Source organism: Pedobacter sp. GSP4 (assembly GCF_051857575.1).
In the GTDB taxonomy this organism is placed as follows: domain Bacteria; phylum Bacteroidota; class Bacteroidia; order Sphingobacteriales; family Sphingobacteriaceae; genus Pedobacter.
In genome coordinates, this window is sequence record NZ_JBPZIR010000001.1 from 732011 (window position 1) to 747138 (window position 15128).

A 15128-nucleotide genomic window follows, 5' to 3' on the forward strand; every position below is an offset into this window, starting at 1 on the left:
ATTAAACAGTTTTAGCTTCTATTTCAGACTTAGTTTTATCGTTAAATACCAAGGCAAATAACAAGAATACTACAAGGGCAATTCCGGCAGGAATGATCCAGATCATTTTCCAGTCCATTGTGCCATCTACCGCTTTGTAGGCATCAGAAATCTTACCTGCTACAGCAAATCCGATCAACATCCCAACACCATAAGTAGCTAAGGTAATTAATCCCTGAGCCGAGCTTTTAAATCTTTCTCCTGCTTTAGAGTTGGTATAAATCTGACCTGATACGAAGAAGAAATCGTAACAAACACCGTGTAGTGCAATACCTAAAATCAGCATAAAGCTTAATTCTCCTGCGTTTCCATAGGCAAATAAGGCGTAACGTACAGCCCAGGCAAGCATACCCACCAAAATGGTCATTTTAAATCCGAAACGTTTAAAGAAGATAGGGATAAACAATAAGAAGATAACTTCTGATGCTTGTCCTATGGTCATCTTACCGGTAGGGTTATCAACACCTATGTTGGAAAGAAATGGGTTTGCGTTCTGATAATAGAAGGCCAATGGAATACAGATCAGGATAGAAGAGATGAAGAAGATCAAGAAGTTTCTATCTTTTAAAAGTTTTAAGGCATCAAGTCCCAATACGTCTGAAACCGTAATTTTCTCATCTGATGAAATTTTAGGTGGCGTTTTAGGCAATGTAAAACTGAAAAGGCCTAAAGCAAGTGATACAATACCCGCCATTAAAAAGGTGTTTTTCAACAAACCGGCTTCAGTACCTTCTTTTGAATCCCAGTGGAAAAAGTAACTGATCAACAAACCTGCGGCAATCCATCCAAGGGTACCCCAGATGCGGATTGACGAAAATTCTTTTTCAGGATCGTTCATTTGGTTAAATGAAACTGAATTTACCAGGGCAAGGGTTGGCATAAACAAAATCATGTAACCCAATACATAGGGATAAAATACACTTACTTCGGTGGCATTGTACATTTGGTACATCAATATGGCACCGATAATGTGGAGTACACCTAAAATGCGTTCTGCATTAAAATACCTGTCGGCAATTAAGCCCACAATAAAAGGGGCAATAATAGCGCCCCACGATTGAGTTGAAAATACAGCTCCGGTTTCTGAACCTGTAGCTTTTAAGTTGTTTCCTAAGAAAGTTCCCAGGGTTACAAACCAAGCGCCCCAGATAAAAAATTCCAGGAACATCATGGCAGAGAGTTTAAAGCGAGTAGTGCTATTCATTTGGTTTATATAAGGTTATATAGTGTTAGGTTTAAGGTAAAGGGTTTAATGTATAAGGTAAAAGCGAAAAATACGAAATTTTCCATCTTCTACCTTAAACCTTTTCCATCTTTTAATATTTTAAGTTCCTGGCGTATGGTTAAAGCAATAGAAAGGAAACCTTCCGCCCTCTACCTTACACCTTTTACCTCTTTTAATATTTTAAGTTCCTGGCGCATGGTTAAAGCAATAGAAAGGAAACCTTCCGCCCTCTACCTTACACCTTTTCCATCTTTTAATATTTTAAGTTCCGGGCGTATGGTTAAAGCAATAAAAAGGAAACCTTCAGCCCTCTACCTTACACCTTTTACCTCTTTTAAAGTTCTTTTATAGAGATGTTTTTGTACCAAACTTCATCTCCATGATCTTGTAAAGCAATTTTACCGGTTTTAAAAGTTCCCCAGTTGTCCCAGGTTGCAAATTTACTTCCTGCAACAATTTTTTTCCAGTTATCATCCCAAAGCGTAGTTTCTACCACTTTAACACCGTTTAAAATTAAAGTTAATTTACCTTTTTTGCTAATGATTTCGGCTTTGTTCCACTGGCCAACTGCTTTAACTGGCTCTGACGAACTTTTTACCAGGTCGTATAAATCGCCTGCACGGTGTTTAGTGATTTTTCCATCAGGGTGACCATCATTATCAATTACCTGCATTTCTAAACCAGTAGAGTAGGTAGCATGGTATTTAGGCTCTTCATGAACATAAAAAATAAGACCGCTATTTGCTTTTGGTGCTACTTTCCAGTCATATTTTAAGTGGAAATCGCCATATTCTTTATCGGTAACCAAATCGCCACCACCATCGTTACCTTTGGTAGCTAAATCTAAGTGCAATGCACCATCCTGAACCTGCCAAGCACTACCTACAGTTGTTTTGTTATACGTATGCCAGCCGGTTGTAGTTTTACCATCAAACAATGGTTTAAAGCCTTTTTGAGCTTTTGATATTTGTGTTACAGCCAATAGGATACAGGCCGAAAGAAAGATTTTTTTCATGTTTTTTTAATTAACCTTATGGGTTTTAAAACCTACGAGGTTTGTGATTATTAAAGTGTTAAATTGTTCCAGCCTTTGCGGTATTCCCGTTTTACAAACTGGTTCGCTTCGTCGAAGTTGGTCACCTTCATGTTGTCGTTATCCCATAACATTTTGGTATATCGGCCAGGGTAAGTTACTTTACCGTTTACTGTTTTTTGAATGTCGAAACTTCTAATTGCAAGGTTGGCCATTAATAAAGCTTCGGTTAGCGGACCGGCAATTTCGAAAGGAGAACTTACTTCTTGCTGGCCATAGCCTGCAATTGCAGCTTCTACCCATTGTTTGTAGTGGCCATTGGCGCCATCAGGTACGCGTTTGTATTTTGGCTTAACCTTAATTTCGGCGTTTTTGCTCAAAGGCAATAATTTCGGGTTGGCACTATAGGTTTCAGACATCATTTTGCCTTTGGTACCGATAAATAAAGTACCGTTGCCACCATCGCCAAAGGTTTCATTTGCTTCCAACTCTTCAGGGCGCTCGGGTTGAATACCACCGTCCATCCAATGCAAAGTAACATCGCCTTTGGTTTTGTTCGTTTTAGGGAATTTTAAGGTAACGTGGCTTGATGGTGGGCAGCTTTCTGGGAAATAACCGCGTTTAAATTCATCTACGTAAACAGAACCCACACTGGCTTCTACTTCTTTGGCATATTTTAAGTTCAATACGCTAAAAGGAGCTTCAATCAGGTGGCAGCCCATATCACCAAGGGCACCGGTTCCGTAATCCCACCAGCCGCGCCAGTTAAAAGGAACCAATTTATCTACGAAATCCTTTTCAGGGGCCGTTCCCAACCATAAATTCCAGTCCAGTTCTTTAGGGATTTCGGCTTTTTTATTGGGCCATGGAATACCCTGTGGCCAAACCGGACGGTTGGTCCAGGCGTAAACGGTATGAACATCGCCAATTAAACCCGCCTCGTACCATTCTTTCATCTGACGGGGACCATCATTTGAAGCACCCTGATTTCCCATTTGGGTAACCACTTTATATTTTTTTGCCGCTGCAGTTAAAATGCGGGCTTCATAAATATCGTGGGTTAGTGGTTTTTGAACATATACGTGTTTACCAAGCTGCATGGCTGCGAGGGCTTGGATAGCGTGGTTATGATCGGGAGTTGAAACAGAAACAGCATCGAAATTCTTGTGTTCTTTATCTAGCATCTCGCGCCAGTCTTTATAGTATTTTGCTTTCGGAAAAGCTTTTACACTATTGGCTGCGCGACGGTCGTCTACATCGCATAAAAAAGCAATATCTGCTTTTCCGCTTTTGTAAAACATATCTAAATCGCTTTGGCCTTTGCCGCCAACGCCAATACCTGCAACTAATAAACGATCGCTAGGTGCTAAATAACCTGGTCCGCCTAAAACATGGCGGGGCACAATCATAAATGCAGCAGCTGCAATAGCTGATGTTTTAATAAAATCACGGCGGTTACTCGTGTTTTTACTTTCTTGCTCTGTTTTCATACTTAGTAAATCGATTTGCTAATTTGGTTAAAATTATTTTTTAAGGGATAAAATGTACTTTACCATTAATTTTGCATCGTCTTTTTTAAGTGTAGCATGAGCGGTCATTGGCATGTTGCCCCAAACACCTGTTCCACCTTTGATAATTTTATCCGCTAACATGTTGATGTTTTTTTCGGTAGCCGGATATTTCTTGGCGATATCTACATAAGCAGGGCCAATAATTTTGTTGGTTTTGTTGTGGCAGCCCAAACAGTCAGATTTATTGATCAGTTTTTCGCCCGGGTTCGATTGCAGCGCATGGCTTGATACCGTTGCTGTTGCATTTACTGTTTTCTCTTTGGCTAAATCAGCTTTTGAAAACGAAGCCATAAAGATGACTACGGCGCCTAAAATTAAAATTGTTTTTTTCATGTGTGTTATTGTTTTAATGATCTAAACCTAAATAAGCGATAGTTTTTTGCTTATAAAAGTTTAAATATACGTGTGTTGTAATTCTATAAGCCTAATATTTTTTTATTAAATGCAGCATCACTTCCAGAGGCAGCAAAATCATCAAATGCTTTATCTGTTACATTGATGATGTTCTTTTTAATAAATTCGGCACCTTCGCGGGCTCCGTCTTCCTGGTTTTTAATGCAACATTCCCACTCCATAACGGCCCAACCTTTAAAATCGTATTGCGCCAATTTACTGAAAATGGTTTTAAAATCAACCTGTCCATCGCCAGGTGAACGGTAGCGGCCTGCTCTGTTTGCCCAGCTTTGGTAACCACCAAAAGTACCCTGTTTACCTGTAGGATTAAATTCAGCATCTTTAACGTGGAAGGCTTTAATCCTTTCGTGATAAAAATCGATATACTGGATATAATCTAACTGTTGTAATACAAAGTGAGAAGGATCATACAATAAGCATGCCCTAGGGTGATTATTTACGGCAGCAAGGAACATTTCATAGGTTTCGCCGTCAAATAAATCTTCTCCAGGGTGTATTTCGTAACAAACATCTACACCGTTCTGGTCAAATTCATTTAAGATTGGTGTCCAACGTTTTGCAAGTTCTGCAAAACCTTCTTCTACCAAACCTGCCGGGCGTTGTGGCCAAGGGTGAAAGTACTGCCACAATAATGAACCGCTAAATGTGGCATGCGCATTTAAACCTAAGTTCTGCGATGCTTTAGCGGCGTATTTCATCTGTTGTACGGCCCACTCGGTTCTGGCTTTTGGGTTTTTATGCACTTCTTTTGGTGCAAAAGCATCAAATAAATCATCATATGCAGGGTGTACTGCAACCAGTTGACCTTGTAAATGCGTAGAAAGTTCGGTTATTTCTAATCCATAAGATGCGATTTTACCCTTTAACTCATCGGCATAGGTTTTACTTTCTGCTGCTTTCTGCAGATCGATAAACCTGCTATCCAAGGTTGGCATCTGGATCCCTTTAAAACCCAGGCCTGCTGCCCATTGGCAAATGCTATCTAATGAATTAAATGGAGCCTCATCGCTAATAAACTGCGCCAAAAATACTGCTGGTCCTTTTATTGTTGTCATTGTAGATTGTTATAATTTATAATCGAACCACTTTTGATCTGATTGACTTGAAGCCACTACATTTTCGATAAATGCCATTCCTCTGATACCATCTTCGGCATTTGGAAAATCGAGCATTTCTGGCGTAGGCTGCTCATTGTTCAACTTGGCATCAACTGTAAGTGCAAAGTTTTTATAAATATTGGCAAATGCTTCTAAATAACCTTCTGGGTGGCCTCCTGGTGTGCGGGTATTGTGCTGCGCATAACTGCCTATATAACCGTTTCCGGTTCTGTAAATCTGAGCTGGTGCCGTTAACCATTTAACAATTAAGGTATTCGGTTCCATTTGGTGCCACTCTAAGCCCCCTTTTTCGCCATAAACTTTAATTTTTAATGCATTTTCTTCTCCGGCAGCAATTTGCGAAGCTACAAGAACCCCGTTGCTTCCGTTGTCGAATTTTAACAGTACGTTACCGTCATCATCAATAGCCCTGCCCGGAACAACAATACTTAAATCAGCACAGATTTTAGTGATTTTTAATCCCGAGATATACTCTGCCAGGTGTGCAGCGTGTGTTCCGATATCGCCCATGCTACCGCTTTTTCCGGTTTTAGATGGATCAGTACGCCAGGCAGCCTGTGCATTTCCCTCACGTTCTGAAAGGGTGCTTAACCAGCCCTGTGGATATTCTACCATGATTTTTCTGATAGCGCCTAAAGCACCTTCGCTAACCATTTGCTTGGCCTGTTTAACCATTGGGTAGCCCGAGTAGGTATGGGTTAGGCAAAGCGTTAAGCCAGTTTCTTCAACTTTTGCTTTTAGCTGTTTTGCTTCTTCAAGGGTTAAAGTCATTGGTTTTTCTATCACCACGTTAAAACCTTTATCCAAGGCCATCATTGCCGGTGCAAAGTGGGCAAAGTTTGGGGTAACAATGGTAACAAAATCAATTCTTTCATCTGCTGGCAGCTCACTTTCCTTGGTCAGCATTTCTTCGTAATTGCTGTAAATTCTATTATCGGGAAGGAAAAGCAGTTTACCCGATTCGTACCCGATTTCAGGGTTTACACTTAAAGCTCCGGCAGATAATTCGATTAGGCCATCCATATTGGCAGCCAAGCGGTGTACGGCACCGATAAAAGCGTCTTTTCCACCGCCTATCATGCCCATTCTTAATTTTCTTTTCATTTTTGAGGTATGGGGCATAGGGTTAAAGGCTTAGGGCATAGGGAAATAAAATCCTACACCTTAAACCTTTCACCTTAAACCTTTCTAGATGTTCTTTTTCTTTAATTCTTTAACAGCGTAATCTGCGGCACGTGCGGTAAGGGCCATAAAAGTTAATGATGGGTTTTGGCACGCAATAGATGGCATACAAGAACCATCGGTTACGAAAACGTTATTCACTTCGTGCATCTGGTTCCATTTATTCAAAACAGATGTTTTTGGATCGTTACCCATTCTGGCGGTTCCCATTTCGTGGATAGCCATACCTGGATAGCAGCCATTATCGTAAGTTTTGATGTTTTTCATGCCTGCCTTTTCTAACATTTCGGCTGCATCGTTCATCATGTCTACACGCATTTTTTTCTCGTTCTCTTTGTATTCGCAATCAATTGCCAATACCGGCTGTCCCCATTTATCTTTTTTGTTGTGGTCGATATAAACCTTGTTTTCGTAGTAAGGCAGCATTTCGCCGAAACCGCCAAGGCCCATGGTCCATTTGCCCGGTTTGGTCATTTTTTCTTTCAGGTCTGCACCAAACGATAGCTCAGCCACATCGTTTTGCCAGTTGCTTCTGCTTGCACCGCCCTGATAACCAAAACCACGTAAATAATCGCGTTTATCGTTACCGATATTTTGGTACCTAGGTACGTAAATTCCGTTTGCACGGCGGCCGTAGGTATATTTATCGTCAAAACCTTCAGCTTCACCCGATGCTCCACAACGGAAATGGTGATCCATTAAGTTGTGCCCTAACTGTCCACTACCATTACCTAAACCATTTGGATGTGCTTCTGATGTCGAATTTAACAAAACAAAGGTTGAGCCTAAGGTAGATCCGTTTACGAAAATGATTTTCGCATAAAACTCCATCGTTTTGTTGGTTTCGGCATCAATTACCATTACACCTTTTGCTTTTTTGGTATCCTTATCGTAAATAATGTGGTTTACGATAGAATATGGCCTTAAAGTTAAACGTTTGGTAGCCATTGCTGCTGGAAGGGTAGAAGACTGGGTACTGAAATAAGCGCCAAACGGACAACCGCGGCTACATAAATTTCTATACTGGCAATTGCCACGGCCTTTATGTGGAACGGTAAGGTTGGCTACACGGCCAATCATAATGATACGTTCTCTTTTATAATGCTCTTCAACGCGTGCTTTTACCGATTTTTCTACAATGTTTAAATCCATTGGAGGTAAAAATTCGCCATCCGGGCAGGTAGGCCAGTTCTCTTTTGAGCCACTGATCCCTGCAAAACGCTCAGCATAATCGTACCATGGCGAAAGCTCGGCATAACGGATTGGCCAATCACTGCCATGCCCGTCTTTTGCATTATCTTCAAAGTTGTGATCGCTTAACCTGTAGCTCTGACGGCCCCACATTAATGATTTTCCACCAACGTGGAAACCGCGGTACCAATCGAAGCGTTTATCTTCAGTATAAGGGCACTCTAAATCGTTTACCCACCATTTTTCGTTTGCTTCCTGGTAAGGGTAATCTCTTTTTTGTACTGGGTGGGTACGTTTTTGCTCTTCTGTTAATTTACCGGCATGTTTAAAATCCCAAGGGTTTTTCATTGCGGTTTCGTAACCTGTAATGTGCTCGATGTTCATTCCTCTTTCGAGCATCAACACGCGCAAGCCTTTTTCGGTAAGTTCTTTTGCAGCCCAGCCGCCACTAATCCCCGATCCTATAACAATAGCATCGTAAGTATTTTCTGCTTTTAAATTTGTATTTAAATTCATGATGTTCTGTTGTTGTTTTAGAAATTAGGTAGCCCAAGATTTTTGACCTGGTTTTAAAGGCGCATTGCCATCATAACGGCCTGGAATAAGCACGTATGCCCTTGCTTTGGTACAACCAATTTCTGAAGAATAATAGCCCAATAAGGTCAGATCTCTTGCGGTTACAAAAAAGTAAGCCAAATCTTTGTTTTCTTCTGATTTGCTTTCCTTTTGTGCCAATGCGATAGCCCTTAAATCAACCATTAGTTTTTTACGGTCGGCGGGTGTTAAAGCAATGTAGCTTTTACCGAAATCTTTCATGGATTTAGCCTTAAGATCTTTAAATCCCTGAGCAAATGAGGTTTGCATGGTAGCTGGATAACAGTCCTTCATCATCATTGGGATAAACTTGCCCAATCCTGCAGCTTTTGCACCGGCAGATGATTTGGTAGTAGGCACAATAACATCAGCAAACTCTGCAAAAATCTTCTCGTCTTCAATAGAATATTTTACGAAGTTTTTTTCGTTTTCTGGGAGCGTAAAACTTTCAAACAAAACGCCCATTGTACTTGCTGAGATTGCTCCTCCCAACAAAAATGCAACGTTTTTGAGTGCTTCTCTTCTATGCATCGATTTTATGGTTTTATATATTGGTTACTTATGTGTTGAATGAGTAATATTAGAAAAAATATAACGGAAAGCTTAAGTTTTTACCGTTAAATTATTGATACGCAACGCGATTGTTACTCCGAATAATTATTCTAAATAATGTGCTTTTTGTGGCTCTATTACTATTTTAAGCAGCTTTTAGTACTCGTTTTACTTGGTGTAAAAAGTACATTTAGTGCAGATAAGTTTAACATTCACTAATAAATGCAAAAATGTAGGCTTTTTGCGGCCTTTTTTGTCTAAAGTAGTGTTTTCTTGATGTAGTTATAACTTTCTGCAATACTCTCGTAAGGCTGCTTTTTAATGATATCCTGCTCGGTAAAAATATAATCTACACCGGCCAGTTTTGATGCCGCAAAAATACGCTTAAAGTCTATACGTCCTGAGCCAACTTCTACAAAAACGGCTTTATCTGTTTTATCCATATCCTTAACATGGAACATTTTGTAGCGGCCCGGATTTTTCTTAAACATATCAACAGGATCCAAGTCTGCATTTACTGCCCAAAAAATATCCAGCTCAAAACCCACCAGTTTAGCATCGGTTTCTTTTAATAAAATTTCATAGCCTGTTAAGCCATTTCCCTGATCTTTAAATTCAAAGTTGTGGTTGTGATAGGCTAATTTTAGACCTGATTTTTGACAGTGTTCGGCGGCCTGGTTAAATTTTGCGGCCATGCGTTTGTAATCATCTAATGTTCCGTTTGCCCTGATATCGGTTGGTAGGGCAGGAATAACAAAATACTTTTGGCCTACCGTAGCAGCAGTTTCGATGTGCGATTTTAGCACTTTATCATCTCCGGTGGATAAAAACTCGGTTACATTGTAATGCCCGCTGGGCGAGGTAAGGCCATTGGCTTTTAATAAAGCATTAAAATCTCTGGCTTCGAGTCCCCAAAAGCCTTTAACTTCATATTTGCCAGGATAGCCGTAATAGGTTTCCACCTGGTTATAGCCAATTTTGGCCACTTGGGCTATGGTTGCCTTCACATCGGCTGTTAACTGTTCGCGCAGGGTAAAGAGGCCGATCCCGATTTTCGAAAGTTTTGCGGGCTGTGCTAAAGCCGATGTAAATATAGATGGACTTATAAAGGCTGCTGCCCCAGCTAAACCTGCCTTTTGTAAAAATGATCTTCTTGTTGTCATGATGTTTTTAGAATTAAAAAAACCGGAGCGTAAACCCCGGTTTTATTTGTTAGAATGAATAAGCCAATGATCCCCAGAAAGTACGTTGAAGTAATGTTCTGCCAATCATCAATGTGCCAGGGGTTACGGCCGAGAAATCTCTGAACTGATCTCCGCGAACATCGCCCTCTGTCAGCACTTTTGCATTTAACAAGTTGTCTGCCCAAAATCTTATTGAAATCTTTTTAGTAAAATTATAGCCTGCCCCAGCTTTCATTACCACATAAGCTGGTAACCTATAACTATCGCTAGGAGAGGTGAAGCGGCTGCCTACGTAATTTGCAGCTACATATAAGTTGAAGTTTTTATAATCGTAGTTGGCGCCAAGCTCGGTATTTAAAACCGGAACGCGTTCAGTCCTTTTACCTGTAAAGCTGTAGGTGCGGTCGCCAAATTCGGCCAGTACCGCTGCATTTCCTTTGGTCGATGCTTCGTAATCGGTGTATTTAGAATCCTGTAGTGTTCCGGTTAAGCGCAGGCTCAATGGTTTGGCAATTTTGTACGATACTTCGTATTCGGCACTGAACGTACGGGTAGACCCGAAGGCAACCAATGCCTGCGTGCCGGCAGCAGTTGTAGGCACATTGATGGTTAACGATACGTTTTTGATAGCCGAATAACTTCCTGAGGCGAAAATGGCCAGGTTGTTTTTAGCATATTTAAAACCTATCTCCCCTAAATAAACCGGGCGTTTTTTAATATTTGCAGGGTTGTAAGCGGCGGCATTGTAATCGCCAACATTGGGCGCATTGTAAGCTTTGGTTGCCCGGGCAAAAATACTCGAAGTTGAGTTTATCTTGTAATTGGCCCCTAACGATGCGGCCCAATTGGTTAAGGTTTCATCGTAAGCGGTATAACCTAAAATGTTTGACGTAGCTGCTGCAGTTGTATTTACGGTTCCGTTTGCATTTAAGGCATAATATGGTCTGTCGCCTTTTACATTCTGGTTATCAATCCTTGCACCGATATCCAAGCGCCATTTTTCAGAGATTTTAATCTCGTCACTGGCATAAGCAGATAAGGTTCTCGTATCGCCAATAAAGGTGTTTTTGGTCTGAACGGTTCTTTCGGCGGCAGTGGGCGATTGTAACAGGATGCTCGGGTGCTCTTTAAATTCAGAGAATGAACGGAAAGCATAACGCAAATCATCACGGTTATATTGGTGGATTCCTGCACCAATGCCCAAGCTATGGTTTTTAATGGTTTTCTTTAAATCGAGGTAGTTAACAATCTGCACATCACTGTTAATTTGTCCGTTGGCCGATGAGGTAATTACATAATCGCCGGTAACAAACGGTGCAACAGCGCCACCAGGGTAATAATAAGGTGTAGCTGCGGTTCTTGCTGCAATACCGGCCGGCACGGTGTAGGTAGAATTGGTGTGGGTATTTTGGTAACGGAAATTGTTAACAATCTGCCAGCCTCCATCTGTTAAGTAGTTGAACTGAAAACCAGCCGATCCTAATTTGGTATGGATACCATCTGTTAAGCTGAAATTGTGGTTGCCTGTTGCCGGATCGTTATAGCTCCATTCGGTTTGCAAAGGTACGATAGATTGTGAAGCCATATCATAATCGCGGTAAGTAGTCGGTTTTCCGGTACCATCGTACGGATAATAGCTTGTTAATAGGAACTGAACCTTATCATTCAGGTATTTACCGTATACCCTGATAAAGCCCTTATTGTTTTTGAAACTAAAAGTCATGTTGCCTTTAATCTGCCCACCTTGATTGGCCGGATTGAAGCCTTGATCTACCACACCGTTATCGGTACGGTAAAAGCCACCGATGTTGTATTTAATCAGGTTGTTTATTTTACCACCGGTGTTTCCATCAAAACGGTATAAACCCTGCGAAAAACCTGTTGTAAATTTAAATTGGCCATACTGTTTATCGGCACCGGCATAACTGATGTTGTTTACCACAGCACCCGGTGTATTGGCCTGGATAATGGATGCATTACCACCTCTTACGGCTTCGATATTCTGGATGGTTAAATCTGTTTTGTAGTATTGATCTACCGATGGGTTGGTGTTAAAACCTGTTGGCAAAAGTGGTAAGCCATCTTCTTGAATGCCTAAGAAAATGTAGCCGCCCTGCTGCGGAAATCCCCTTACCCAAACGTTACCCGGACCATCGCCACCTGTACTTTCTACAGTTAAACCAGGTATGGCCTTCAATAAATCGGTACTGTTTAATGGTGCCCTGTTGGTGATGTCTTTATTGCTTACCGAGGTTAGGGCCACGCTGCTTTCGAGTTTTTTCTTTGGGTTACCACCGGTTACCATCACACTTTCCAGTTGCAGGTTATCTTCTGATAGGCTGATGCTCAGGTTTTCGTCGGCATTGCCTGCCGATAGGTTTACTTCTTTAGAGATGTAGCCCACATACCTAACCACGAGCACACGGCTATCAACGGTAAGGCCCTTTAGCGAGAAGTTACCGTTTTCATCTGTTGTAGTGCCGATAGCTTTTCCTTTTACGGTAACTGATACCCCCGGAATGGCATTGCCTTTACTATCAGTTACTTTTCCGGTAACAATGCCCTCGAAAGATTTTAACAGTTCGAGGTTGTTATTAGCGGGAATAGAATAGAGCAGAATCTGATCTTTAACTATCCTATATCCCACGTCATAACGTTTTAGCGAATTCTCAAGAAAGTATTTAAGCTTTTGGTTAACCACATTGATGGAAACTTTACGGTCTGAATTGATCAGTTGTGGACTGTAAACAAACTTTACATTGGCTAAAAGTTCTGTTTTTTCGATAATGGTTTTAATATCGGTTTGATCGGCTTTGATCGAAATGGGTTTATTCAGAAATTCCTGGGCGTCGACATTTTTGGCAAATGCACCACAGGTAAAGATTATTATTGCAAGTATTTGGTAAATCGAAACTCTCATTGCATATATCGCCAGCGAAATAAGTTGATTTTTTTTCATAAATTTGGTTATTGTTCATTAAATGATTGGATTTATTGGACATAGGAATACCATGAATACATTTCGTTGTATTTAACTCGCCGGCAATGCCCCACATTGTCGGCTTTGTTTTTAGAAAAATATTATGGAAAATTAGGCCGCGGTTACGGGCTGTTGGTGTTTTGGTTTTTCTTCATCGTTTTTTATATATTTTGGTTAGTTTTTATTCGAAACCACGATACTGGTTCCCTGGATATAATATTTGCTTGATATGGTTCCGCAGATAAGGTCGAGCTGCTCATAAAGCCCTTTTTTGCTTAAATCTCCGGTAAAGGTATAGTTGGAAATCTGCTCATTATCAGATTTTATTTCGATTCCGTAAGCTTCAGATAAGGTTTTGAAAATATCCTTAACGCTTTCTTCTTTAAAATTATAACTCAAACTTGTGGGTACATTATAGGCCTCTGCTAAAGGAATAGGTTTACTTACCAGTGTTTTCTTTAAATTATGATCGGCAAAAATACCCTTCTGGTTGGGCGTAAGTAAAATAGGTTTGGCCAGTTTCTGCTTTGATAAACCAAAAAGCGTGCTTTTTTCATTTTCCTGAACCTGAACTTTTCCTGTTCTTACGGCAACCTGGGCAGGCATTTTATCGGTTGATGATTTTACCCAAAAGCTGGTACCCAGCACACGTACCACCAGTTTTTGGTTGTACACATAAAAAGGCCTGTTGGGGTTTTTGCTTACCGAAAAGAAAGCCGTTCCTTTTAAATAGACCGTTCTTTTACTGGCAGCAAAAACCTTTGGATAAATAATATTGGCCTGCGGTTTAAGCGTTACAGTACTCGAATCGCTAAGCGCTATAATGATGGGACGATCAGTATCATTGGTTTTGCTGATCAAGCTTAAATCGCTGTTTTCGCTCATGAAAGCTTGTTCTGCCGGATTGTAATTGGCGAAATATAAACCTCCAATTAAAAAAGCAATGGCTATAGATGCAGCAATGGCAAATTTTGGCCAAAGCTTTTTAACCTTTACTGCTGGTGAAGGTTTTTGCTCAGCATTATTAATGTTAAGCCAGGTATTCGCCTGCATTTCTTCGAGTGCGGTTGAAGATAGGTCTTTAAAATTCTTGCTATTTAAATTATGGTACCATTTATCAACCCAAAGTTTTTCGGCTTCGGTACAATTTCCGTTTTCGTAACGGCTGAGCAAATCGTAGAATGATTTCTGATCCATAAGAAAGAATATTTGGCTTTATACTATACAAGTAACACAAAGGAGGCTAAGCCCTAAAGGTGAAAGATAAAAAAGATGATATTATTTGTAATTAACTGATAATCAGTTATAAAAAGATATAGAAATTTTTAATATATTCTTTTATTCTTTTAATTGAGCGGGTGATGTGGTATTCTACTGCTTTTTCAGAGATGTTTAACCCCGTGGCAATATCTTTGGTAGATTGGTGCTGATAGCGGCTGAGCCTAAAAACTTCCTGCGTTTTTTCGGGCAAGGAGTTAATGCCCTCCTCAATGATGGAAGAGAGATCGTGGAGCGCTACCAGGTTGGATGTATCGTGGTGATTTTCTGAGTAGTTTAGGCTTTGGTATTCCATATACCTGTTCTCCATAACCAAACTGCGAATGTGGTTAATTACACTTAGTTTTAGTGCACCGAACAGATAGGCCTGTAAATTGTTGATCTGTATTTCCAGCCGTTTTTCCCATAGGGAGATAAATATATTTTGGACCAGCTCTTCTGCAATAACTTTATCGCCCGTTTTTTTATAAGCGGCCAATAATAACTCTTTGCTATAGGTGAAATATATTTTTTCGTAAGCCTGTTTGTCGCCTAATTTAAGGCGAACCAGTAAATCTTCAGATTTCTGAGGCTCAAAGGGAGTCATTTCTTTATTTGGTTATTCGGGATTCTTATCGTAAATGTAATAAAATTAATGTTATTTGATTGTTCAATTGTAGGAAGGTTTAGCGTACAGCGCTAGGCGTACCGCGTTTATATCCGTTTATAACTCAAAATTATGCAATTCAGTTAGCCATTCACAATTTAACAATCCTTAATCAGTTTAC

General features: G+C 40.4%; 12 protein-coding genes. All 12 read right to left on the minus strand.

Annotated features, from left to right (window positions below; genetic code table 11):
* Position 1 precedes the first annotated feature (1 nt).
* The gene (locus tag ACS5PU_RS02990; RefSeq protein ID WP_439457780.1) at positions 2–1243 is read right to left on the minus strand and encodes a nucleoside permease; all 1242 of its coding nucleotides are present in this window, start codon (positions 1241–1243) and stop codon (positions 2–4) included.
* A gap of 355 nt (positions 1244–1598) precedes the next feature.
* Positions 1599–2279 carry a 3-keto-disaccharide hydrolase gene (locus ACS5PU_RS02995; RefSeq protein WP_439457781.1) on the minus strand — a complete coding sequence of 227 codons (681 nt, stop codon included), beginning with the start codon at positions 2277–2279 and terminating at the stop codon, positions 1599–1601.
* Positions 2280–2329: 50 nt separating this feature from the next.
* Entirely contained in the window at positions 2330–3787 is a 1458-nt protein-coding gene (locus ACS5PU_RS03000; RefSeq protein WP_439457782.1) for a Gfo/Idh/MocA family protein, read from the minus strand.
* A gap of 33 nt (positions 3788–3820) precedes the next feature.
* On the minus strand, positions 3821–4201 hold the full coding sequence (locus ACS5PU_RS03005) for a c-type cytochrome (protein WP_439457783.1): 381 nt from the start codon (positions 4199–4201) through the stop codon (positions 3821–3823).
* An 83-nt stretch (positions 4202–4284) separates the two neighbouring features.
* Positions 4285–5337, minus strand: a complete 1053-nt coding sequence (locus ACS5PU_RS03010; RefSeq protein ID WP_439457784.1) for a sugar phosphate isomerase/epimerase family protein — start codon at positions 5335–5337, stop codon at positions 4285–4287.
* A gap of 9 nt (positions 5338–5346) precedes the next feature.
* Positions 5347–6504 (minus strand): Gfo/Idh/MocA family protein, encoded by a 1158-nt coding sequence (locus tag ACS5PU_RS03015; protein ID WP_439457785.1) that lies wholly within the window; start codon positions 6502–6504, stop codon positions 5347–5349.
* 84 nt (positions 6505–6588) lie between these two features.
* A complete protein-coding gene (locus ACS5PU_RS03020; RefSeq protein ID WP_439457786.1) occupies positions 6589–8289 on the minus strand; it encodes a GMC oxidoreductase in 1701 nt (566 codons plus the stop codon).
* A 24-nt stretch (positions 8290–8313) separates the two neighbouring features.
* Positions 8314–8898, minus strand: coding sequence for a gluconate 2-dehydrogenase subunit 3 family protein (locus ACS5PU_RS03025; protein WP_439457787.1), 585 nt, complete (start codon positions 8896–8898; stop codon positions 8314–8316).
* Between the two features lie 278 nt (positions 8899–9176).
* The gene (locus tag ACS5PU_RS03030; protein ID WP_439457788.1) at positions 9177–10082 is read right to left on the minus strand and encodes a sugar phosphate isomerase/epimerase family protein; all 906 of its coding nucleotides are present in this window, start codon (positions 10080–10082) and stop codon (positions 9177–9179) included.
* A gap of 49 nt (positions 10083–10131) precedes the next feature.
* On the minus strand, positions 10132–13062 hold the full coding sequence (locus tag ACS5PU_RS03035; RefSeq protein ID WP_439457789.1) for a TonB-dependent receptor domain-containing protein: 2931 nt from the start codon (positions 13060–13062) through the stop codon (positions 10132–10134).
* 195 nt (positions 13063–13257) lie between these two features.
* A complete protein-coding gene (locus ACS5PU_RS03040) occupies positions 13258–14280 on the minus strand; it encodes a FecR family protein (protein ID WP_439457790.1) in 1023 nt (340 codons plus the stop codon).
* A gap of 106 nt (positions 14281–14386) precedes the next feature.
* Positions 14387–14947, minus strand: coding sequence for a sigma-70 family RNA polymerase sigma factor (locus ACS5PU_RS03045; protein ID WP_439457791.1), 561 nt, complete (start codon positions 14945–14947; stop codon positions 14387–14389).
* Positions 14948–15128: the final 181 nt, after the last annotated feature.